Consider the following 22558-nt stretch of genomic DNA (forward strand, 5'->3'; position numbering starts at 1 on the left):
GATGCCGGCGCCCTGGCCAGGACGGCGTCCGCCAGCGCCGGATAGCCGCGCAGCGAGTTTCGCTTCGCGGTACCCACTGGCCTTTGACTGATTGCGAGGCTCAGCGTGAACACTGATTTTTCTTCACAGGCGAGTGCCGGCCGACGCGATATCAGGCAATGGCTGTGGCCGGCCGCCCTGCTCGCGCTGGGCATGCTGCTGATTACGTTCCATCAGTCGGACTACTTCAAGGCTGTTCCTGGCGACATCGCCGATGCGCGATTCAACAATCTCGTCCTGGAACATCTGTACCGCTGGATCACCGGGCATGACGCCAGCCTCTGGAGCCCGGGTTTCTTCTATCCGTATCAGGGTGCGCTGGCCTTCAGCGACAACCATTTCGGAACTGGCCTGATCTACATCGTCCAGCGCGCGCTGGGCCTGACGCCGGAGATGGCCTTCATCGGCTGGTATACGTTCGCCGCGCCGCTTAACTTCGTGGCGTGCTACATCGCCCTGCGACGCTTCGGCCTCGGTGTCGGCGGCGCATCGGTCGGCGCTTTCATCTTCAGCTTCTCGTTCATTGCCAGCTCGCAGACCGGGCATGCACAACTGGCCTATCGTTTCGCCACGCCACTGGCGCTGCTTGCCTGGCAACGATGGCTGACTGCGGGAGACCTCAAGCAGCTCGCCATCACGGCGCTTTGGATCACGCTGCAATTCTATTGCTCGATCTACCTGGGGTATTTCGCCCTGTTGCTGTTGTTGGCTTACGCGATCGCACAGTCGATTGCTCTATGGCGAGTGAAGACCACGGGGCCATACAAGGCAATCAAGCAGGGCTACCTGGCGACGCCCCGGCGCGACAAGATCTACGTTGCCATTGCCATCGCCGCCTGCGCCGTGGCGCTACTGGCGATGTTCTATCCCTATCTGTACTACTCCCATCTCTACGGCTTCCGCCGCGACTATGGGGAAGTCCAGACGATGCTGCCGCGCCTGGCAAGCTACGTGCTCATGGACGGATCGCGGATCTGGGGCCCTTTCAGCGCCGGCATCACCGACATGCCGATGCGCAATGAACAGCAGATGTTCTTTGGCGCCGTCGCCTGGCTGCTTGCATTGGTGGGCGCGACCGGACTTCGCGACCTGCGCGCCCGCTGCGCATTGATGGCCCTGCTGGTGCTGTTCCTGCTCACCCTCTGCGTCCACGGACACAGCTTCTACGCCTATTTCTACCATCTGCCGCTCGCCAATGCCGTTCGAGCCGTCGCCCGCATCGGACTGGTCATGATGCTGCCCGTTGCCATGCTTGCCGGCCTGGGCTTCGACCGGCTGCTGTCTGCTTCCCGGCACAAGAAGTGGCCTGGCCTGATCGTTGCCACCGCGCTTGCCGCCTGTCTGGTCGCGGAGTACGCCATGTATCACACCTGGTCGGTGCCGCTCGTGGAATGGCGCGGCCGGGTCACGCATCTGCAGGAGCAGGTGCCCGCCACTCTTCCGGCAGACGCGATCATCTATGTGCCGGAACGAGCCGATCAGCGCCAATTCCTCAACGAGCTTGACGGCATGCAATTGGGACAGGCGCTGGACCGCAATACCCTCAACGGATATTCCGGCAATTGGCCGATCGGCTTTTCCGAGCGCGACGTGAACAACTGCTCGGTCATCAACAATCGCCTGGCCGGCTACGCTGCCCAAGCCAAGCTTTCATACAACGAGTACGTGGCGCTGGTGAACAGGGTTTCCATCCTGGGGACGTCGCAAAAGTGCGAGCCGCTTGGACAGCTGCTGTCTCGCACGCACTTCAGCGGCAAACTTTCGCGCGAACTGCCCAAGGATCTTGTCATCGATATTGAAAACGTTCAGCCCGAAGGCAAGGGGCTCACGTTGTCACTGTCGGTGATGAATCATTCGGCCATCAATCTGCCGTCCGTATCGGACGATAACCGGCCCGTGCGTTTCTCCTGGCGCTTCGTGCCTCTCGACGCATCGCCCTCGCCCGACGATGGCTGGGATACACGCAAGGACCTGACCGGCGATGTGGCGCCGGGGCAAACCTCCCGCTTCAGTTTTCCCATCGCGGCGCCGGCGCAGCCGGGCAGCTATCGCCTGGAAGTGGATATGGTCCAGGAGCTCGTTTCCTGGTTCCACCGCCGGGGGATGCCGATTGCCAAGAGCCAGCAGACGATCGTGGTTGACCAGGACGGCAGCGTCCACGTTTCCCACTAAGCCCGCCGCTCACGTCTCGCCTGACGGCGCGCCATCGCGCGCGTCATTTGGCCAATACGGGTTCCGTGGCAGCCGGCGTGGCAAACCAGCGGCGGTAAACGTAAGAACCCAGCTTGATACCCGGTTCTTCCACCCAGCGATAGGTGATTTCCGCCAGCGCGATCACGATGGCCAGGGTGATCGCGAAACAGGTCAGCATGGCCAGCGTGGTCGTCGGCACGTGCAGATAGATCCGGCGATACACGGGAATCATCAGATAGACCACCGTCGGATGGATCAGATACACCGAATAGCTGATCTGCCCCAGGTGCATGGTCACCCTGTTGACGATGCTCTTGATCGGCGCGTAACACAGTCCAATCAACAACAGCAGATAGACCAGGCCCTGCCAGTAATAGTTGTTGCCCAGGAGGTTGGGCAGCCAGTCATTGAGCAGCGCCATGTAGACGAACGCGCCTGCAAGCAACAGCATGTAGCCCAATTCCCGGCGGGCAGATTCGCGCGCGTCCTCAAAATGACCCTTGAGGACAAAGTAGGCGACGGCGCCACAGGCGAAGATGGGCAAATGCTTGAATACCGACCACTGGACGATCGCCGTGTGCTGCTCGGCCGTAAGCGGAAGGTATTCCAGTCCCGTCTGGACCAGCTGCCACAGCAGAAGAAACCCGATAACCCAGGAAACGGCTGCGTAAATGCTTTTCGTGCGGAAGTAGATGAACGGAAAAATGGCGTAGAACAGCATCTCTACACCGATCGTCCAGCTGGCCCACACGAAACCTTGCTGCCCCTCGGGCAGCAGATTGAAGATGAAAAGGAAACTCGCCAGCTTCTCCGACAGCGGGTGAGTTGCCTGAAACACCCAATGGTCACGGATGATCGTCGCGATGATGATCACGTAGAACAGCGGCGCAATTCGGAAAAACCGGTGGAGATAAAAGCTAAGTACCGGTCGCGGCTTCGCCAGCCTGAATGGCATCGTGTAGAACAGCGAGAACGCACTGACCACGAAAAAAAGCGTGACGCCCGTGCCACCCGTATGCGCGAACTTGCTGGCCCACACCGGTGTATCCAGCCCTGGGTGCGGCATGACGACCATATGGTAAAGCACCACATAGACGGCGGCCAAACCTCTCAATGTATCGAGAAAATGCAGACGGCCCTTGCTAGGTATCGCGTTTTTCATCAGTTCCTGGTTCCCAATATGAGAAGTACGGGCCGTCGCCCCGTCAAAGGCGCCGATAGTAGCAAGTTGTTTCGACACCCCGACGCTTTCGCCTCCCGTGCACGCCGCTCACGGCCGCATGGACGCCAGCCCGTTGACCTTCTGGGAACCTGCATGTTCCTGAGAAAGACGATGTCGCGCAGGAGCAGGGCATCACACGATGACCTTCGCCCCTCTCGCCGGATCGGCACGGCGTGAGCGTCTACGGGCCGCCACAAATCTTCTGGGTTCACTCAATCGGTGCCAGGACTGGCAAGGCGGCACCCTCCGCCCTGTCCGTCCGGTCGCGCTCCTGAAGCCAGCAGCGCGGCCGTCGGCATTTCACCCACCCAGGCCCGGCGCGGGCCGCAAAAACACTATGGCCGGACCGCACCCGCTGTTGTCGCGCGAGCGGCGACCGGCCACGACCTCACGATGCCTTGCTCGGCGACAGGTACACGTATCGCTGCAAGCCATCTTCCAGCGACCGGTCCGTACCCTCGATGCGCCAGCCCGGCACGGCGCGCTCAAGCCAGTCGAGGTCGAATGAGGTATCACCGTAGGTCACATCACCGTCGATGGCTTCGCGCTTGTGCGGACAAAAAGCGAATCCGCCGCCCTGGTGCGCTGCCGCCAGGGCCTTCTTCTGCTCGTCGGTCGTGTGCCCGTCATGCGCCCAATATTCCTGCGGGCGGATCGTGATCACCAGCAAGCCATCGGGTGCAACCACATCGCGCAGCGCGCTCAGCGCCGTCAACGTCGCACGTTCGGACAAATGCGTGAAGACCGAGAAGGCATAAATCAGATCGAACTTCTGCCCATCGACCGGAAGAGATTGCGGCAGATAATCCGACTGGCGGAAGTTTTCGCCCAGACCGTCGGCCCGGCAAATGGCAATGGAGCGATCCCACGGGTCCACGCCATAAAAGCTTGCCTCATTGACAAAGGCATACATCAATCGCGCGATGCGGCCATAACCGCAGCCGTAATCGAGGATTTTCGCGTCCTCGAGAACCCGCCCGGTCATGCGGTTGTAGTTGTAGCTCAATGCCCGGACGAAATTGAGCGTCTGCTTCAGCAGGGGGATGCCTGCATTGCCAGTCCAGTCGCGCTGGATCTGGTCGGAGGCCATCTTCGGAAGAATACCTGAGAGACGCGGAAACTCCGGATTGGGAATGGACAAGAGAAATTCCCCGAAATCATCCAGCCCCAAAAGCCCCAGTCGCCGAAAGACGTCGTCTCGGGACGTAAGCCCGGTGTCCGCCTCCATGGCGGCAATATGATTCCTTACGTACGCCAGCATGTTCCCTCCGCAGCAGTCAGAATAAACACAGCCATTTGCCAATCGGCGCGCTCAGCTCCTAAAAATCAACCCCTCGCTGAGAAAACCAGCACCTTTATGGGAAGCTGACCCATGCAATGCAGCCCCGAATATCAGGTGATCTCCCATACTCTCGTCTCGGTCAAACGAAAGCAAACCCCCACTTAGCAGCGCCAAAACAAAGATTTGCCGATCGCGCCCAAGGCGCCTCCCGGCTGGTAAAGTAGGCGGTTCGATCCTCTTGGGCCGAGCCGTAAGTATCGGCAACTACAGGAAATTTCGTGAAGTCGACGCTAATACAAGCCGGTGGGAACCGAGAGCCCGCCACTCCTGTGGCAATGATCCGGCAGGCCTGGAATAACCGGGCTCTCATCGTGACCCTGACACGGCGCGATATTGCCAGCCGGTATCGCGGTTCGGCCCTGGGCATGCTTTGGTCCATCCTCAATCCCCTGCTCATGCTGGCCATTTACACCTTTGTGTTCAGCCAGGTCTTTCGCATGCGCTGGGGTGCGGGCGCCGCCAGCAGTCCGATGGACTTCGCCTTGATGCTATTTGCCGGCATGCTCGGTTTCACATTTTTCGCCGATAGCGTGAATCGGGCTCCCGGCTTGATCCTCTCAAGTCCGAACCTGGTCAAGAAAATCGTTTTCCCACTGGAGATCCAGGCCTTCGTGGTCCTCGGCTCGGGGCTGTTCCAGGCGGGCATCAGCCTGCTGGTGCTGCTGGTCGCCTTTGTACTTGCCAAAGGTGAAGCGCCGCATTGGACGGCCATCCTGTTGCCGCTCACCTTTCTGCCGTTGTGCCTGCTGGTCCTGGGCCTGACCTGGATCCTCGCCTCACTGGGCGTCTTCGTGCGTGATATTGGCCAGCTCGTGGGGCACCTGGTCACCATGACCATGTTCCTCTCCCCCTTGTTCTATCCGGTCACGGCGATCCCCGAATCGTTCCGTCACCTGTTCTACCTCAACCCGATGACGTTCTTGATGGGCGAGATCCGAAAGGTGCTTATCATTGGCGAACAACCCGCCTGGGGGGCATTGAGTCTGTTCACGCTCGCCATGTTCGTGTTCGCCAGCGCCGGCTTCTGGTGGTTCCAGCGCACTCGCCGAGGTTTTGCCGATGTCCTCTAACGTGTCGATCCGCGTCGACGGCATCAGCAAGTGCTACAACGTCTACGCCAGCCCGATGGACCGACTGCTGCAGTCGCTCTACCCTCGTGCGGCCCGCATGGCCGGGGGCGTGGGCGCCCGCCGCGTGGCGAACGCGCTGCGCGAGCGAAGGAATTTCAGCGAGTTCTGGGCTTTGCGAGACGTCAGTTTCGAGGTCAAGCGCGGCGAAACCGTAGGCATCGTCGGCCGCAATGGCTCGGGCAAATCAACCCTGTTGCAGATGATTGCCGGAACGCTCACGCCCACCCAGGGCTCGATCTCGGTGCAGGGCCGCATTGCCGCGCTGCTGGAGCTGGGCTCCGGTTTCAATCCCGAATTCACGGGCATCGAAAACGTCCATCTCAATGCCTCCGTGCTTGGCCTGACCGATGCTGAAATCGACCAGCGCATGGATTCCATCCTCGCGTTCGCCGACATCGGTGACTTCGCCAAGCGCCCCATCAAGACCTATTCGAGCGGCATGGTGGTGCGCCTCGCATTCGCGGTCCAGGCACAGGTGGAGCCGGACATCCTGATCGTCGACGAAGCGCTGTCCGTGGGTGATGCAAAATTCCAGGCAAAGTGCTTTGCACGCCTGGAATCGCTGAAGGAAGCAGGCACCTCGATTCTCTTCGTGTCGCATGCCACCGAGCAGGTGATCAGCCATTGCGATCGCGCCATCCTGCTGCACGACGGCCTGGTGCATCAGCACGGCAAGCCCAAGGACGTGGTGCATACCTACCTGGACCTGCTGTTCGGCGGCTCGCGCAAGCTGGCCAAGACGGCCGGTACCACCGAAGCGTCGATCCTGGGCGCCACGCCGGAGGCAAAGAAGGAGCTGACCGACGGATCGTATGCGCTGGACATGCGGCCGGGCGCCTTCGAAGAGCGCGGAAACTACAGCCCCTACGAGTACCGCTGGGGCAATCGCGCCGCGCAGATCCTGGACTTCCGACTGGTCGGACCGAACGGCGCGGAGCCCTCGGTGGTGCTCGCCGGCGACCGCCTGCGGCTCACGCTTGGCATTGCTTTCAATGAAACGGTGTTTCGCCCGATTTTTGGCCTGACCATCAAAACCAAGGACGGCATCACAGTCTACGGTTCCAACACCGAGATGTCCGAGACCTCGCTGCCTTCGGGCATCGGCCATGCCGGCACGCACGCCATCGTCAGTTTCGACTTTGACTGCATGCTGGGGCCGGGCGACTACTTCTTCTCCGTGGGTGTGGCCAGTCGCGATGGCGAAGAGGCCATTCCGCATGATCGCCGCTATGACGCGATCCACATCAACGTAAACGACACGGGCTTTTTCGGCCTGGCAAAGATCAATATGACCATGGACGCCAAGGAGGCCTTGCCGTGACCGGCCCTCGCTCCCCTTTTGAAGATTTTCTTCGCGCGTCCGCCTATCGTCAGGATGAGACACACCGCATTTGGCACAAGGAAGGCGAGGCAGCCTTCAGCTATTCCGATGGCGACGAAACCGAACAACGCATCGCCCGGGTCGTAGCCGACAGCGCCGATGTCTCGCAGTTTTCGCGCGAGCTGCATCGCCACATGACGGATTGGCCGAGCACCTATCACCTCAGCCCTACCCGAGCCAACCTGCTGCGCCCGCTGGCCGGCGCGATCGCCAATGCCAAAGTGCTGGAGATCGGTGCAGGCTGTGGCGCCATCACGCGGTTCCTGGGCGAACAGGGCGCGCAGGTGCTGGCCCTGGAAGGCAGCCGCCGACGCGCCTCCATTGCCGCATCGCGCTGCCGCGATCTGCCCAACGTCGCCGTCCTCAACGAACGCTTCGATGCGCTGCGCACGAGCCAGCGATTCGACGTTGTCACGCTCATTGGCGTGCTCGAATACGCTCGCATGTATACGGCGGGTGCCGATCCCGTGCTCGAGACGCTGCGCCTGGCGCGCGAACTCCTCACCGATGACGGCATCCTGGTGGTGGCAATCGAGAACCAGCTCGGGCTGAAGTACTTCGCCGGCGTCGCCGAAGACCACCTGGGCCGCGCCATGGCGGGCATCCAGGATCAGTACGGTGAGCACACCGTCGTCACGTTTGGAAAAGTCGAGCTGGAATCGTACTTCCGCAAGGCGGGTTTCGAAGCGTCCGAATGCGCCGTGCCGCTGCCCGACTACAAGCTGCCCCAATGCGTGGTGTTTCCGCTTGGCGTGGCAGCGCATGAGGAGTTCGATGCAGGATCGCTTGCCGGCCAGTCGTCGCGATCGGACCGGCAACTGGTCACCATGCCGCTGTTCTCGCTTGGACGCGCGTTCGACGTGGTGGGGCGCAATGGCCTTTTGGCCGACCTGGCAAATTCGTTTCTGATGATCGCCCGCAAGTCCGGGCAGTCGCCGTCGTTTTCCACCCTCTTGCCCGATGTATTGGCCGAGCAGTATTCGTCCGCTCGCGCACCGGCCTTCGCGAAGACCTCGCGCTTTGTGCGCAAGCAGGGCTCCATCGTCGTCCAGCATCACAAGCTTAGCCCTGACGCGTTGCCGGACAGCAAATTGCTCGTCCAGTCGCTGGAAGAAGAACCTTACTTCCACGGCATGCATTGGGGCGATGCACTGGAAGGCATTGTCACCAAGCCGGACTGGACCATTGCGCAGGTCGGGGCCTGGTTCGACGTCTGGAAGCGGGCGCTTGCCGCACGCTTGCCCGAAGCACCGAAGGCCGACAGCCTCGCACTGGAGACGGCCATACCTGGCGCGCTGGTGGACGCCGTTCCGCGCAACCTGGTACGTCATGTCGATGGCACGACCACGTTCTTCGATCTTGAGTGGTCGTTCAAGGCGCCGCTTACGTTCGGTTACCTGGCCTTCCGCGCGATCAAACTGTCGTTTGGCTCGCTCACGGGCGTGACGGCACCGCATGATCCCAGGATGCTGCATGTCCCGACGCTGATTCGCGCCATCCTGCGCGAACACGGCCTGGTCGTGACATCAAGCCATATTCAGACCTATCTTGACCTCGAAGCCTCGCTACGCGACGAATCCATCGGCGACTTCGGAGCGCCGCTGGAATATGACGCCTACAAGAGCGATCACCTGGGCGTTCTTCCTGATGTGTCAAACCTCCTGCGGCAAAACTCAGCCTCCCAGACGCAGCTGGTTGAACTTGAGTCCATGCACGCGGCCCTGGACCGGGAGCATGAGCAGGTCAAGGGCGCCTACGCGAAGCTCCAGGAAAGTCATCGACAGCTGCAGCTGGATGTCACGCGCCTAAATGATGAGACGACGCGGCTGAACGATGAGACGACGCGGCTGCACGATGTGCTCGACAGCAGCAGCGGAGACAAGCGTGCCGCTGACGAAAAACTGCAGGACCGGATCCACGGGCTGGAAGCGCGCATCGTCAAACTGGTCCACTTCGAACAGGTCGCCAAGTCGCAGGCCAGCGAGCTGGAGCTGATCACGCGTTCGGCAAGCTGGTCGCTGACCCGGCCACTGCGCGCCGGCAATGCCTGGGTGCGCCGCATGAAATCAGCTGCGGGACGGCGCCTGGCCACCGCCACGAAGAAGGCCTATCGCACCGTCCCGGTATCGCCAGGAACCAAGAATGCCCTGAAGAGCGCCATCTTCAATCGCACAGGCCTGCTCTTCCGTCACACGGGCGCCTACCAGCGCTGGCTGGCCTATGAGCGCACGCACGCTCCGGAAACTCAGTCGAGGGGCGCGGCAAACTCTGCCGTCTACAGCGATTCGACCACCGACTTGCCGGCGAACGTGCTGTGGCGCGCCGACGGCACGCGTGAATGGGCTGACTACGATGTGGTGCGCCATCGCATCGAAGCCACCCTGCAGGAACAACAGCAGGCGAAGAAGCCGCAGAAGTTCAGCGTGCGCGATTTCTCCAGCCTTGGCGTCGACGAAGCGGCCAAACGCATCCGCTTGCCCGCAGCGCCCGCGTCGCCCGATGTCACCATCCTGGTGCCGGTGTACAACCACCTGACGACGACGCTCGAGTGCCTGGCATCGATTGCCGACCACGCGAGCGCCGCGGGGGCGAGCTTTGAGGTCCTGATCGCCGACGATGCGTCCACGGACGAAAGCCATCGCGTCTTGGCTGCCATCCCCCATGTGCGCGTGGTGACGCAGCCGAGCAACCTGGGTTTCCTGCGCAACTGCAACGCCGCTGCGGCGCAGGCCAAGGGGCGCCTCATCGTCCTGTTGAACAACGACGTGCAGGTCACCGAGGGCTGGCTGGAAGCGCTGGTGGCATGCATGGATCGCTCGGCCGACGTGGGTGCCGTGGGTCCTCGCATTGCGTATCCGACCGGCTGGCTGCAGGAGGCCGGCACCACGCTGCATGCCGACGGTACGTCGGAAATGGTCGGCCTCAACGACCTCCCTGACCAGCCTCGTTACTCCTTCGAGCGCGATGTCGACTACTGCAGCGGGGCCTGCCTGCTGATCCGCGCGGAAGACTTCCGACGCCTTGGCGGCTTCGACGAAATGTACGCGCCCGCCTATTGCGAGGATTCCGATCTCTGCATGCGCCTGCGCGCCGAGGGTCGTCGTATCGTCTATTGCCCGGAGGCCACCGTAGTCCACCATCTCAGCCGTACCTCCGACGGCCTGGCCAGTGACTACAAGCTTCGCTGCATTTCCACCAACCTGGCCAAATTCACCTCGAAGTGGAGCAACGAACTGGAACGCATGGACGACGTGCGCACCATTGCGTTCTATTTGCCGCAGTTCCATCCGTTTCCTGAAAACGATCTGTGGTGGGGCCCCGGTTTCACCGAGTGGACCAACGTCACCAAGGCCAAGCCGAACTATGTCGGCCACTACCAGCCGCGCGTGCCTGCCGACCTGGGCTACTACGATCTGCGCGTGACCGAAACCATGGAGAAGCAGGCCGAGATGGCGCGTCGCTACGGCCTGGGCGGCTTCTGCTACTACTACTACTGGTTCGCCGGCCATCGACTGCTGGAGCGGCCGATCGAGAACATGCTGCTCACCGGCCGCCCCGACTTTCCGTTCTGCCTTTGCTGGGCCAACGAGAACTGGACGCGCCGATGGGACGGCCAGGAGCACGATGTGCTCATGGCGCAGAAGCATTCGGACGATGACGACGTCGCCGTCATCCGCGATCTCATGCGCTATTTCCGCAGCCCCAACTACATCCGCATCAATGGCAAGCCGCTGATCCTGGTCTACCGCATCACGTTGTTTCCGGATTTCGCCAGGACCTCGGCGATCTGGCGCCAGGTCTGTCGCGACGAAGGCATCGGCGAGATTTACATCACCCAGGTGGAGTCGTTTGAGCTGGCCTCGGCAGGCATTCCGCCCAGCCAACTCGGTTGCGACGCTGCCGTGGAATTTCCCCCGCAGGGCATGGCTCAGCCTTACCCGGTCAAGGCGCCGCTGCTCAACCCTGATTTCCAGGGCGCCGTGGCGGACTATCGCGATATCGCCGTGCGCTACGCCACGCGCGAGCTGCCTGCGTACAAGCGTTTCATGGGCACGATGCCGGGCTGGGACAATACCGCCCGCCGGCAGAACAACAGCTATTCGTTCGAGCACGCGACGCCCGGCGCCTTCCAGGCGTGGCTGGAGACCGCGATTGCCCGGACCAAGCAGCAGTACACCGGCGACGAGCGCCTGGTCTTCATCAATGCCTGGAACGAATGGGCCGAGGGCGCGTATCTCGAACCCGATCGCCGCTTTGGACATACCTATCTTGAGGCAGTCCAAAACGCACTGACGAGCGACCGCCTCATCCGCAAAGCACGCTATTCACTAGGCTAATCCACCACTATGACCTCACCCACCCCGTGCCTTGTTGGACATCCATTCGCCCCCATCGGGAGAGGCGAGGACGTGCGCTGCACATTTAGGGCGTTGCGTTCCGTGGCCGTGCGACCGCGGGTGCTTGATCTGTATCGTGTCCATCGCCCCGACGCGGACGTGAAAGACGAGTTCGAGCCCTTCCTGGACAATCGTCCAGGCAAGATCAACCTGTTCCACCTCAATGGTGACGAGATCGAGCAGGCGCTTGGCGCGATAGGCAGCTCGCTGCCAAAGGATGCGTACAACGTCGTCTACCCGGCCTGGGAGTTGAGCAAATATCCCAGCACCTGGGCCGAACAGCTCAATCGCTTCGATGAGGTCTGGGCACCGACCGGTTTCATCCTCGACGCGTTGCGGCCGGTCGTCAGCAAGCCGGTGGTCCACATGCCGCTCGCCTGCGAAGTGGTGCTGTCGTCCTTCCGCTCCCGGCGCTACTTCGGCATACCCGAGTCCAGCTACGCGTTTCTGTTCTTCTTCGATTTCCGCTCGTTCTCCGCCCGCAAGAATCCCACGGCGGTGATCCGCGCATTCGAAGAGCTGCGCCGCGCCCGGCCGACCAGCGACGTCTGCCTGGTGATCAAGACCCACGGCAGCCAGGCAGCGCCCGAAGCCCTTGCCGCATTAAAGGAAGCCGTCGCCGCCCAGCGCGATCGCGTGGTGCTGATTGACCAGGCCATGACGGACAACGAAACCAAGAACCTGGTGCGCTGCTGCGACGCCTTTGTTTCGCTGCATCGCTCCGAAGGGTTTGGACGCGGCCTGGCCGAAGCCATGTACCTGGGCAAACCGGTGGTCGCCACGGCGTATTCGGGCAATATGGATTTCATGGACAGCCATACCGCCTTTCTGGTCGGCTACGACCTGGTGCCCGTAAAGGCAGGCGAGTATCCCCATGGTGATGGGCAGGAATGGGCAGACGCCCATGTCCCTGAGGCCGCCAGGCACATGATCGCCCTCGTCGACCAACCCGGCCTCGGGCGTGAAGTCGGCAGCCGGGCGGCACGCAGGATCCGCGACTTTTGCGGATACCGGGTTGCCGGCATCCGTTATCGCGATCGCCTCGATAGCTTGGCTGCAGCCCTCTAGGCTGCAGCCAACCGGCCAGGTCTCAGGACAACGCGGCCTCAAGCTCCGCCTTGAGGTCCGCCAGGTCTTCGACGCCGACGCTCAGCCGCACCAGCGAGTCGCTGATACCCAGGCGCTTGCGATTGGCTGCCGGCACTGAAGCGTGCGTCATGATGGCGGGGTGCTCGATCAGGCTCTCGACGCCGCCCAGCGATTCGGCCAGCGCGAACAGGTGGCAACGCTCCAGCATCCGGCGCGCTTTCTTCAGGCCGCCCTTCACCTCGACGCTGATGATGCCGCCGTAGCCATCCATCTGCTTTTTCGCCAACGCATGCTGCGGATGGCTCTTGAGGCCTGGGTAGATCACCCGCTCGATGGCGGGGTGCTTGTCCAGCCACTGCGCCAGTTCGAAGGCGCCCTCGCAGTGGGCGCGCATGCGCAGGTGCAGCGTCTTGAGCCCGCGCATGGCAAGGAAAGAGTCAAACGGACCGGCGATCGCACCCACCGAGTTCTGCAGAAAGCCCATCTGATCGGCCAGGCCATCATCGTGGCCGGCGACGACGATGCCGCCGACCATGTCCGAGTGACCGTTCAAGTATTTGGTCGCCGAATGCAGGACCAGATGCGCGCCGAATTCCAGCGGGCGCTGCAGCATGGGCGAGCAGAAGGTGTTGTCGACGACCAGGATCAACCCATGCTTGCGCGCAAACTCGCCGAGCTTGGCCAGGTCCACGAGCTTCAACATCGGATTGGTCGGCGTTTCCGCCCAGATCATCCGGGTATTGGGCTTGAGCGCAGCCTTCAGTGCCTTGGTGTCGTTGAGATCGACGAAGGTGAAGTCCAGCCCCGCCGATCGACGCCGAACCCGTTCAAACAACCGATAAGTGCCACCGTAGAGGTCGTCCATCGCAATGACATGGCTGCCGCTGTCGAGCAGGTCGAGCACGGTGCTGGCCGCAGCCAGACCCGAACCAAAGGCATAGCCCGCCTTGCCGCCTTCGAGGTCGGCCACGCAGCGCTCATAGGCCATGCGCGTGGGGTTCTGCGTACGCGAATACTCATAGCCCTGGTGCACGCCCGGACTGCTCTGCACATAGGTCGAGGTGGCGTAGATGGGCGTCATGATGGCGCCGGTGCTCGGATCTGGCTGTTGCCCGGCGTGAATGGCACGCGTGCCGAGACCGTGCTGAATTTGTTTCTTTTTTGTAGACATGGCCACCACGTCGGAACAGGGGCATTAACCCCATCGGTTATTTTCTGAAAGGTTGCATTACCCAGCTATCTTAACTGGGAAAACCCGGGACCACAGCTTCAAGCAGATGAATGGAGCCCTAACTGTTCCGGCTAACCCGGCGTTCTGTATGGCATTCGGATGATTCTGAGCGAGTTTGCTCGCCCCCCAAAGCATGACAGAATGATGAGACGTATTTTGCCCAGTCAGGACTTATGACGACACTGCTAGTCACCGGCGGAGCCGGCTTCATTGGCGCCAATTATGTACTCCAGGCCGTGGCCCAGGGACATAAGGTGCTCAATCTGGACAAGCTCACGTATGCGGGCAACCTCGATACCTTGTCGTCACTGGACGGCAATGATCGACATGTATTCGTGCAGGGCGATATTGGCGACCGCGAGCTGGTCGCCAGCCTCTTGAAGGCCCATCAAGTGGACGCCGTGGTCAACTTCGCCGCCGAATCCCACGTCGATCGCTCGATCGATGGTCCGGCCGCATTTATCGAAACCAACGTCGTGGGCACGCTGGGCCTGCTGGAAAGCACCCGCGACTACTGGCGCTCGCTGGCTGACGGCGCGAAAGCGGATTTCCGTTTCCTGCATGTCTCGACGGACGAAGTCTACGGTTCGCTGGGGGACGAGGGGCAGTTCAAGGAAACGACGCCTTATGCGCCAAATTCGCCGTATTCCGCTTCAAAGGCCGCATCGGATCACCTGGTCCGCGCCTTCCATCACACCTATGGCCTGCCAACACTGACGACCAATTGTTCGAATAACTACGGCCCTTACCAGTTCCCCGAAAAACTGATACCGCTGGTTATCCAAAAGGCGTTGGCGGGCGAGTCGCTGCCGGTTTACGGCGACGGCCTGAACGTGCGCGACTGGCTGTACGTCGGCGACCATTGCACCGCGATCGCGCGCGTGCTCGAAGCCGGTCGCGTGGGTGAAACCTATAACGTGGGCGGCAACGCCGAGCGCGAAAACCTCACCGTGGTCAAGACCATCTGCGCCCTGCTGGACGAGCGCCGTCCACTGGCCGACGGCCGCAAGCGCGAATCGCTGATCACGTTTGTCAAAGATCGCCCAGGTCATGACCGTCGCTACGCCATCGACTCGTCGAAGCTCCAGGACGAGCTTGGTTGGCGTCCGTCGCAGACCTTCGAATCGGGCATCAAGCACACGGTCGACTGGTACCTGGGCAACACGGCATGGGTTGCACGCGTGCTGGACGGCAGCTATCGCATGGAGCGACTGGGCACATGAGCAACTCGAAGGGCATCATCCTGGCCGGTGGCTCGGGAACGCGGCTTTATCCGATCACGCAGGCGGTGAGCAAGCAGCTGCTGCCGGTGTACGACAAGCCGATGATTTATTACCCGCTGGCCACGCTGATGCTGGCGGGTATCCGCGACGTGCTGATGATCAACACGCCACACGAGCAGGCCTTGTTCCAACGTCTGCTCGGCGACGGCAGTCAGTGGGGCATCAATATCACCTATGCGGTGCAGCCGTCTCCGGATGGTCTGGCGCAGGCCTTCATCATCGGCCGCGACTTCGTCGGCAATGACCGCAGCTGCCTGGTCCTTGGCGACAATATTTTTTATGGCGTGGGCTTTACCGAGCGCATGAAGCGCGCCGCGGCGCGCGAAAGCGGCGCCACCGTGTTTGGTTACTGGGTCAAGGATCCGGAACGCTACGGCGTGGCCGAATTCGACCAGACCGGCAAGGTCGTCGGACTGGAGGAGAAGCCCGCCGCACCCAAGTCGCATTACGCCGTGACAGGGCTGTACTTTTACGACAACCGTGCGCCGGACTTTGCCGCAAGCCTGAAACCCTCGCCGCGCGGCGAGCTGGAAATCACCGATCTCAACCGTTGCTATCTTGACGACGGCTCGCTGCACCTGGAGCAGCTGGGTCGCGGCTACGCCTGGCTCGATACCGGCACGCATGAGTCTCTGATGGAAGCAGGCGACTACATCCAGACCATCGAGAACCGCCAGGGCCTCAAGATCTGCTGCCCGGAAGAGATCGCCTACGTCAACAAATGGATTGATGCAGAACAACTGCTGCGTCTGTCGGCCCCGCTGTCCAAGACCGGCTACGGACAATATCTCCAGAACCTGATCAAGCAAGGCTACGTGGGATGAAGTTCATCGAAACCTCCCTGCCCGGCTGCGTCGTCATCGAACCGCAGGTCTTCGGCGACTCGCGTGGCTTTTTCTATGAAAGCTACAACGAGGCCAAATATCGCGAGGCGGGTATCGACCGCAGATTCGTCCAGGCGAACGTCTCCCGGTCGGCGCGCGGTGTCCTTCGCGGCCTGCATTACCAGTGGCCGCATCCGCAGGGCAAACTGGTGAGCGTGCTCGAGGGCGAAGTCTACGACGTGGCGGTGGATATCCGCCGCGGGTCGCCGACCTTTGGCCAGTGGGCGGGCGTGATGCTCACGGCAGACAACCATCGCCATTTCTGGATACCCGAAGGCTTTGCCCACGGATTCTGCGTGGTTTCCGAATTCGCCACGTTTTCCTACCAATGCACCGACCTCTACGACGCGAAGGCCGATGGCAGCATCCGCTGGAATGATCCGGCGATCGGCATCGACTGGCCCGTCTCCGCTCCGCTGCTTTCCGACAAGGATGGCAAGGCGCCCCTGCTTGCCGACGTCTCGCCGGACCGCCTTCCGGAGTATCGCGCTTGAAGATCTTGCTGTTGGGTGCCAATGGACAACTGGGGCGCACATTCCTGAGCCATGGCGGCCTTGCGTCGCGCGGGACCGTGGTGGCCGCCACCCGTGATGGCAAGCTCATCGAGGAAGGCGTGGGCATTGCGGCCGACCTGTCGACCCCGGAAACCCTCACGAACCTGCTGGACCATCAGCGACCGAACGTCATCGTCAATGCCGCTGCCTATACGGCGGTGGATCGCGCCGAGCAGGAAGAAGCCACCGCCACACGCATCAACGCCGAAGCCGTTGGCGCCCTGGCCCGATGGGCCAGGGACAACGACGCATTGCTGGTGAACTACTCCACCGACTACGTGTTTGCGGGCGATGCCAGCCATCCATACACCGAAGACGCCGCGGTAGCGCCTGCCGGCGCCTACGGCCGCAGCAAACTGGCCGGCGAGCAGGCGCTGCTGGCCAGCGGTGCGCACTATTTCAACTTTCGCACGGCGTGGGTGTATGCGCCCGTCGGGCAGAACTTCATGCGTACCATGCTGCGCCTCGGCGGCGAACGGGACGAGCTGCGCGTCGTTGCCGACCAGATCGGCAGCCCCACCGACACCGTCTTGATCGTCGAGGGCAGCCTCGCGGCGATCGATCGTTGGTTGAGCGCCGATGCCAACGCGCGCAGGACGCTGGAAGGCACCTACCATCTGACCGCCAGCGGCCAGACAAGCTGGCATGGCTTTGCTTGCGCCATTGTGCAAAAGGCGACGCAACGCGGCCTGCTGCCGAAAACACCCGTCGTCCATGCCATTGGCAGCAGCGACTTTCCTACGCCTGCCAAGCGCCCCGCCTATTCAGTGCTCGACAATTCCCACTTCGTGCGCACCTTTGATCATCCTCTGCCTGATTGGCAGGCAGGGCTGGATCGTACGCTCGATATGCTCACCCTCGTCCACAACTGAACTCTCATGCTTATTCCCCTCATACTCAGCGGTGGCAGCGGGACCCGGCTCTGGCCGATCTCGCGCAAGAATCTCCCCAAGCAGTTCCTTTCGCTGGCTGGTAGCGAAACGCTGTTCCAGCAGACCGTGAAGCGCGCCTTGCGCCTTCCGGACGTCGCTGCACCCGTGGTGGTGGCCAGCGACGACCATCGCTTCCTGGCGGCCGAGCAGTTGCAGGAGCTGGAAATCCACGACGCCAGCATCTTGCTGGAGCCGGTGGCCCGCAACACGGCGCCTGCGATCGCCGTGGGTGCGCTGCAGGCCATGGCCCGGGATCCGCAGGCGATCCTGCTGGTGCTGCCGGCGGACCATCTGATCGGCGACGATGCGGCATTCGGTGACGCGGTCGCCAAGGCTCGCCCGCTCGCCGAGCAGGACTGGCTGGTGACGTTTGGCATCCGCCCGGATCGGCCGGAAACGGGCTTCGGCTATATCCGCCGGGGCAAGCTGCTGGAGAAGGAAACATTCCAGGTCCAGCAGTTCGTGGAGAAGCCCAAGCTCGAGGTGGCCGAAGGCTATGTCGCCAGCGGCGAGTACGACTGGAATTCGGGCATGTTCATGTTCCGCGCCTCCACCTATCTGGACGAGCTTGGCGCGCATGCTCCAGCCATGCTCGCCGCCGCCCGCGCGGCATTCGACCAGGCGAACACGGACCTGGACTTCATCCGCCTCGACGGCGAAGCCTTCGCCTCGGCGCCGAGCGATTCGATCGACTATGCCGTGATGGAGAAGACCTCACGCGCCGCCGTGGTACCGGTGGCTTGCCGCTGGTCCGACATCGGTTCATGGGACGCACTCTGGCTGGCCGCCGAGAAAGACGCCCAGGGCAATCATCTGGAAGGTGACGTGATCGCGCTCGACACCAAAGGCAGCCTGGTGCGCTCACACGATCGCCACCTGGTGGCGACGGTTGGCCTGGAAGACATTGTCGTGGTGACCACGCCGGATGCCACCCTGGTGGCGCGCCGGGATGCCTCGCAGGACGTCAAGAAGATCGTCGAAGCGCTGAAGGCTGCCGATCGCACCGAACACGATCTGCATCGCGTCGTACGCCGCCCTTGGGGCATGTACGACTCGCTGGAAAGCGGCGACCGCTTCCAGGTGAAGCGCATCGTCGTCAAGCCCGGCGCCGCGCTGAGTCTGCAGATGCATCATCACCGCGCCGAGCATTGGATCGTGGTCAAGGGCGTGGCCGAAGTCACCTGCGACGACAAGGTGTTTCTCCTCGCCGAGAACCAGAGCACCTACCTGCCCTTGGGCAGCAAGCATCGCCTGCGCAACCCGGGCAAGGTACCCGTGGAGCTGATCGAGGTGCAGTCGGGCAGCTATCTTGGGGAAGACGACATCGTCCGTTACGACGATGTCTACGGTCGCGCCTGAGAGCCGCATTCCTGGTGCGAGAGCGTCGCTGACGCAAGATGAGAAAGGGTCCCGCGGGGCCCTTTCTTTTACGCGCGTATCAGATCGGACAACTCGCGGGTCTTCGCTTCCATCAAACCGGCGTCACCGCGCGACTCCACGTTCAGTCGCAGCAGCGGCTCGGTATTGGAAGAGCGCAGATTAAAGCGCCAGCTTCCAAAATCCGCGCTGACGCCGTCCACGTGATCGAGCGTCGGCTGTTGTGCGGCAAAGTGCTTGAGCACTTTTGCGACGGCGGCTTTCGCATCGGTTACCACGAAATTGATCTCGCCGCTGCATGGGTAGGCCGCCACGCGTTCGGCCAGCATATCGGCCAGTGCCATGCGGGTCTTGGAGACGCGTTCGGCTACCAGCAGCCACGGAATCATGCCCGAATCGCAATAGGCAAACTCGCGAAAGTAGTGATGGGCGCTCATCTCGCCGCCGTAGATCGCGTCTTCTGCACGCATGCGCTCCTTGATGAAGGCATGCCCGGTCTTGCTTTCGACCGGCACGCCGCCGGCCTGCCGGACCATGTCGATCGTGTTCCAGGTCAGGCGCGGATCATGGATGATCTTTGAACCGGGATGCTTCTGCAGCAACTGGGCTGCAAGCAGGCCGACGATGTAGTAGCCCTCGATGAATTCGCCCGTCGCATCGAAGAAGAAGCAGCGATCAAAATCGCCGTCCCAGGCGATACCGAAATCAGCGCCATGCTGGCGGACCGCATCGGCCGTGGCAGCGCGATTCTCAGGCAGCAGCGGATTGGGAATGCCGTTGGGGAAGCTGCCGTCGGGTTGGTGATGAATCCGGATGAATTCCAGCGGCAGATGCGCATCCAGCAGATCGATCACGCCGCCCGCGCCGCCATTGCCGGCATTGACCACGACCTTGAGCGGGCGCATGGCCTGCGGATCGACGTACGACAGCAGGTGTTGAATATAGGCGGACTTGTCGTGATCGCGCGTGACCGATCCCCGCGTCGCCTTGGCCGAACCGAAGGCATTGGCTTCGACCAACTGCTCGATGTCGCGCAATCCGGTATCGCCACTGATGGGGCGCGAGCCTTCGCGAACCAGCTTCATGCCGTTGTAGTCGATGGGATTGTGGCTTGCGGTCACCATGATCCCGCCCGCCACCTGCCGATGGAAGGTCTGGAAATAGACTTCCTCGGTGCCGCACAGGCCGATATCGATGGCGTCGCGCCCTTCGTCGTTCAAGCCACGGATGATTGCCTCGGCAAAAACGGGGCTGTCGCGACGGATGTCAAAGCCGACCACGACGGCGCCCTCGCCAACGGTACGGGCGAATGCACGCCCCAGCCGATAAGCGATGTCCTCGTTCAGTTCGTCCGGCACGCGGCCGCGAATGTCATAGGCCTTGAAACACTTCATGGAAAGCGACCGCAGGAGTGGAAAGGCGCCATTGTATCGCCTCTGGCGGCGCACTCCTGGGCAACGGGCTCCCCTTGCGCGAGCAGCAACGCCTGCCCTTCGCAAGGACCGGCAAGCCTCCGGAACGTCATGACTAGGCGCACACCGAAGTGCGCGCCCCTGTCGTCACTCCACCGTCACCGACTTGGCCAGATTGCGCGGCTGGTCCACATCGGTGCCGCGCAGCACGGCCACGTGATAGGCGAGCAGTTGCAGCGGCACGGTGAACACGGCGGGTGCAATGAAGTCGCCGCCGCCGTTGATGCGCAGTGTGACGCCACGGGCGCCGTTGCCTTCGAGGCTGGCTTCGCCGTCGGCGAACACCAGCAGTTCGCCGCCGCGGGCGCGCACTTCCTGCAGGTTGGACTTGAGCTTGTCCAGCAGCGGGCCGTTGGGTGCCACGGCGATCACCGGCATGTCCTCATCCACCAGGGCGAGCGGGCCGTGCTTGAGTTCGCCGGCCGGATAAGCCTCGGCGTGGATGTATGAGATTTCCTTGAGCTTGAGCGAGCCTTCCAACGCGACCGGATACTGCGCGCCACGCCCGAGGAACAGCGCGTGCTGGCGATGGATGAGGTGCTCGGCCAGCTCGATCACCTGCGGCTCGAGTTTGAGCGCATCTTCCAGGGCGCGCGGCAGGTGCTGCAGCTGGGCGCACAGATCCACATAGCGGGCGTTGTCCATGCCGCGATGGTGGGCCAGATGCAGCGTCAGCAGGCCGAGCGCGGCGAGCTGCGTGGTGAAGGCCTTGGTGGAGGCCACGCCGATTTCAGGGCCGGCGCGCGTCATCAGCTTGAGGTCGGCTTCGCGCACGACGGATGATTCGGGCACGTTGCAGATCGCCAGCGTGCCCAGATAGCCGCGGCGACGGGACTCGCGCATGGCAGCCAGCGTATCGGCCGTTTCGCCGGACTGCGAAATGGCCACGAACAGCGTGCCATCCGGCACCACGGCTTCGCGATAGCGATATTCGCTGGCCACTTCCACGCTCACCGGCAGGCGTGCGTATTCTTCGATCCAGTACTTGGCGACCAGGCCCGCGTGATAGCTGGTGCCGCAAGCGATGATGTGCAGGCCACGCACCTTGGCGAGCAGTTCGTCGCCGTCCACGCCGAAGATGTTCGGCAACACGCCATGCGGACCGATGCGCGCTTCCAGCGTCGCGGCCACGGCGTGGGGCTGCTCGAAGATTTCCTTCTGCATGTAGTGGCGGTATTCGCCGCGCTCCACCGCGTCGGCGGAAAGCTCGCTCTCGTGCATGGAACGCTCGACCCGCTGTCCATCGAGATTGAAGATCTCCACCTGGTCGCGGGTGATCTCGGCAACATCGTCTTCGTCGAGATAGATGATCTTGTTGGTGACCTGGATCAGCGCCTGTGCATCCGAACCCAGGAAGTGCTCGCCGATGCCCACGCCCACCAGCAGCGGCGCGCCGTGACGTGCGCCGACCACGCGACCGGGCTCCTTGCTGCTGATCACGGCGATCGCGTACGCACCTTCGAGTTCGCGCACGGTGGTCTGCACCGCTTCGCGCAGGCTCATGCCCGACTGCACATGCTCGTTGATCAGGGCAGCCATCACCTCGGTATCGGTTTCCGAGGTGAACACATGGCCACGCGCTTGCAGATCGGCGCGCAGCGTTGCGTAGTTCTCGATGATGCCGTTGTGCACCAGGGCGACGCTGCCGGCCATGTGCGGATGCGCGTTCGCCTCGTTGGGGACGCCGTGCGTCGCCCAGCGCGTATGCGCGATGCCGGTGCCGCCGGGAAACGGATCGGCCAGGTACAGCGACTCCATCTCGCGGACCTTGCCCTTGGCGCGCACGCGCTGGACTTCGCCTCGATCCAACACAGCCAGGCCCGCTGAATCGTAGCCGCGGTATTCGAGCGCCTTGAGGCCGGCGATGAGCAAGGGGGCCACGTCACGCTGGGCGGCGGCGGCAACGATTCCACACATGAGCTGTTACTCCTTAGAACGAACGCGGCCAGTCACGGTCGCGAAACCGCGACTCTGTACGCAGCCGATTTCAGCAAACTTTCATGGCCATGGGCGGTTGATCCGATGGCCTATG

General features: G+C 62.3%; 15 protein-coding genes. 10 read left to right on the plus strand and 5 right to left on the minus strand.

Translation table 11 applies throughout. From position 1 onward, the window contains the following. Positions 1-105 precede the first annotated feature (105 nt). On the plus strand, positions 106-2211 hold the full coding sequence (locus tag Y882_RS14990; protein ID WP_052950037.1) for a COG1361 family protein: 2106 nt from the start codon (positions 106-108) through the stop codon (positions 2209-2211). A 43-nt stretch (positions 2212-2254) separates the two neighbouring features. On the opposite strand, the gene Y882_RS14995 is transcribed toward Y882_RS14990, so the two are convergent. Continuing rightward, positions 2255-3472 carry an acyltransferase family protein gene (locus tag Y882_RS14995; RefSeq protein WP_156171495.1) on the minus strand — a complete coding sequence of 406 codons (1218 nt, stop codon included), beginning with the start codon at positions 3470-3472 and terminating at the stop codon, positions 2255-2257. 370 nt (positions 3473-3842) lie between these two features. Next, positions 3843-4715, minus strand: a complete 873-nt coding sequence (locus Y882_RS15000) for a class I SAM-dependent methyltransferase (RefSeq protein WP_156171497.1) — start codon at positions 4713-4715, stop codon at positions 3843-3845. 299 nt (positions 4716-5014) lie between these two features. Between Y882_RS15000 and Y882_RS15005 the strand changes: the two genes are divergently transcribed. From Y882_RS15005 to Y882_RS15020, 4 genes are all read left to right on the plus strand, one after another. Further along, positions 5015-5866 carry an ABC transporter permease gene (locus Y882_RS15005; RefSeq protein ID WP_244466358.1) on the plus strand — a complete coding sequence of 284 codons (852 nt, stop codon included), beginning with the start codon at positions 5015-5017 and terminating at the stop codon, positions 5864-5866. Continuing rightward, a complete protein-coding gene (locus Y882_RS15010) occupies positions 5856-7247 on the plus strand; it encodes an ABC transporter ATP-binding protein (RefSeq protein ID WP_046972755.1) in 1392 nt (463 codons plus the stop codon). Before Y882_RS15005 ends, Y882_RS15010 begins: the two co-directional genes overlap by 11 nt. Next, positions 7244-11644 (plus strand): glycoside hydrolase family 99-like domain-containing protein, encoded by a 4401-nt coding sequence (locus Y882_RS19375; RefSeq protein WP_082121138.1) that lies wholly within the window; start codon positions 7244-7246, stop codon positions 11642-11644. The genes Y882_RS15010 and Y882_RS19375 overlap by 4 nt, the downstream gene beginning before the upstream one ends. Before the next feature lie 102 nt (positions 11645-11746). Next, complete coding sequence (locus tag Y882_RS15020; protein ID WP_211259195.1) at positions 11747-12772, plus strand: glycosyltransferase; 1026 nt, start codon at positions 11747-11749, stop codon at positions 12770-12772. Positions 12773-12794: 22 nt separating this feature from the next. On the opposite strand, the gene Y882_RS15025 is transcribed toward Y882_RS15020, so the two are convergent. Next, positions 12795-13964, minus strand: a complete 1170-nt coding sequence (locus Y882_RS15025) for a trans-sulfuration enzyme family protein (RefSeq protein ID WP_046972814.1) — start codon at positions 13962-13964, stop codon at positions 12795-12797. A 233-nt stretch (positions 13965-14197) separates the two neighbouring features. Here Y882_RS15025 and rfbB point away from each other — a divergent pair, with 233 nt between their 5' ends. From rfbB to Y882_RS15050, 5 genes are read left to right on the plus strand one after another with little or no spacing between them, the layout of a single operon-like run. Further along, the gene (gene rfbB / locus Y882_RS15030; protein ID WP_046972757.1) at positions 14198-15247 is read left to right on the plus strand and encodes a dTDP-glucose 4,6-dehydratase; all 1050 of its coding nucleotides are present in this window, start codon (positions 14198-14200) and stop codon (positions 15245-15247) included. Continuing rightward, entirely contained in the window at positions 15244-16131 is an 888-nt protein-coding gene (gene rfbA / locus Y882_RS15035) for a glucose-1-phosphate thymidylyltransferase RfbA (RefSeq protein ID WP_046972758.1), read from the plus strand. The genes rfbB and rfbA overlap by 4 nt, the downstream gene beginning before the upstream one ends. Next, the gene (gene rfbC, locus Y882_RS15040) at positions 16128-16685 is read left to right on the plus strand and encodes a dTDP-4-dehydrorhamnose 3,5-epimerase (protein ID WP_046972759.1); all 558 of its coding nucleotides are present in this window, start codon (positions 16128-16130) and stop codon (positions 16683-16685) included. Before rfbA ends, rfbC begins: the two co-directional genes overlap by 4 nt. Beyond that, entirely contained in the window at positions 16682-17617 is a 936-nt protein-coding gene (rfbD, locus tag Y882_RS15045; protein WP_046972760.1) for a dTDP-4-dehydrorhamnose reductase, read from the plus strand. Before rfbC ends, rfbD begins: the two co-directional genes overlap by 4 nt. A gap of 6 nt (positions 17618-17623) precedes the next feature. Beyond that, entirely contained in the window at positions 17624-19036 is a 1413-nt protein-coding gene (locus Y882_RS15050; protein ID WP_046972761.1) for a mannose-1-phosphate guanylyltransferase/mannose-6-phosphate isomerase, read from the plus strand. Positions 19037-19104: 68 nt separating this feature from the next. On the opposite strand, the gene Y882_RS15055 is transcribed toward Y882_RS15050, so the two are convergent. Then, positions 19105-20448, minus strand: a complete 1344-nt coding sequence (locus tag Y882_RS15055) for a phosphohexomutase domain-containing protein (RefSeq protein ID WP_046972762.1) — start codon at positions 20446-20448, stop codon at positions 19105-19107. 165 nt (positions 20449-20613) lie between these two features. Next, complete coding sequence (gene glmS / locus Y882_RS15060; protein ID WP_046972763.1) at positions 20614-22443, minus strand: glutamine--fructose-6-phosphate transaminase (isomerizing); 1830 nt, start codon at positions 22441-22443, stop codon at positions 20614-20616. Between the last annotated feature and the right edge of the window lie 115 nt (positions 22444-22558).

Source organism: Dyella japonica DSM 16301, from assembly GCF_001010355.1.
Classification (GTDB): Bacteria; Pseudomonadota; Gammaproteobacteria; order Xanthomonadales; family Rhodanobacteraceae; genus Dyella; species Dyella japonica.

Coding starts and splice junctions, on each gene's coding strand:
- glmS (WP_046972763.1), bottom strand. CDS start 22,443: ATGTGTGGAATCGTTGCCGCCGCCGCCCAGCGTGACGTGGCCCCCTTG.
- Y882_RS15010 (WP_046972755.1), top strand. CDS start 5,856: ATGTCCTCTAACGTGTCGATCCGCGTCGACGGCATCAGCAAGTGCTAC.
- rfbB (WP_046972757.1), top strand. CDS start 14,198: ATGACGACACTGCTAGTCACCGGCGGAGCCGGCTTCATTGGCGCCAAT.
- rfbC (WP_046972759.1), top strand. CDS start 16,128: ATGAAGTTCATCGAAACCTCCCTGCCCGGCTGCGTCGTCATCGAACCG.
- Y882_RS15055 (WP_046972762.1), bottom strand. CDS start 20,448: ATGAAGTGTTTCAAGGCCTATGACATTCGCGGCCGCGTGCCGGACGAA.
- Y882_RS15000 (WP_156171497.1), bottom strand. CDS start 4,715: ATGCTGGCGTACGTAAGGAATCATATTGCCGCCATGGAGGCGGACACC.
- rfbA (WP_046972758.1), top strand. CDS start 15,244: ATGAGCAACTCGAAGGGCATCATCCTGGCCGGTGGCTCGGGAACGCGG.
- Y882_RS15050 (WP_046972761.1), top strand. CDS start 17,624: ATGCTTATTCCCCTCATACTCAGCGGTGGCAGCGGGACCCGGCTCTGG.
- Y882_RS15025 (WP_046972814.1), bottom strand. CDS start 13,964: ATGTCTACAAAAAAGAAACAAATTCAGCACGGTCTCGGCACGCGTGCC.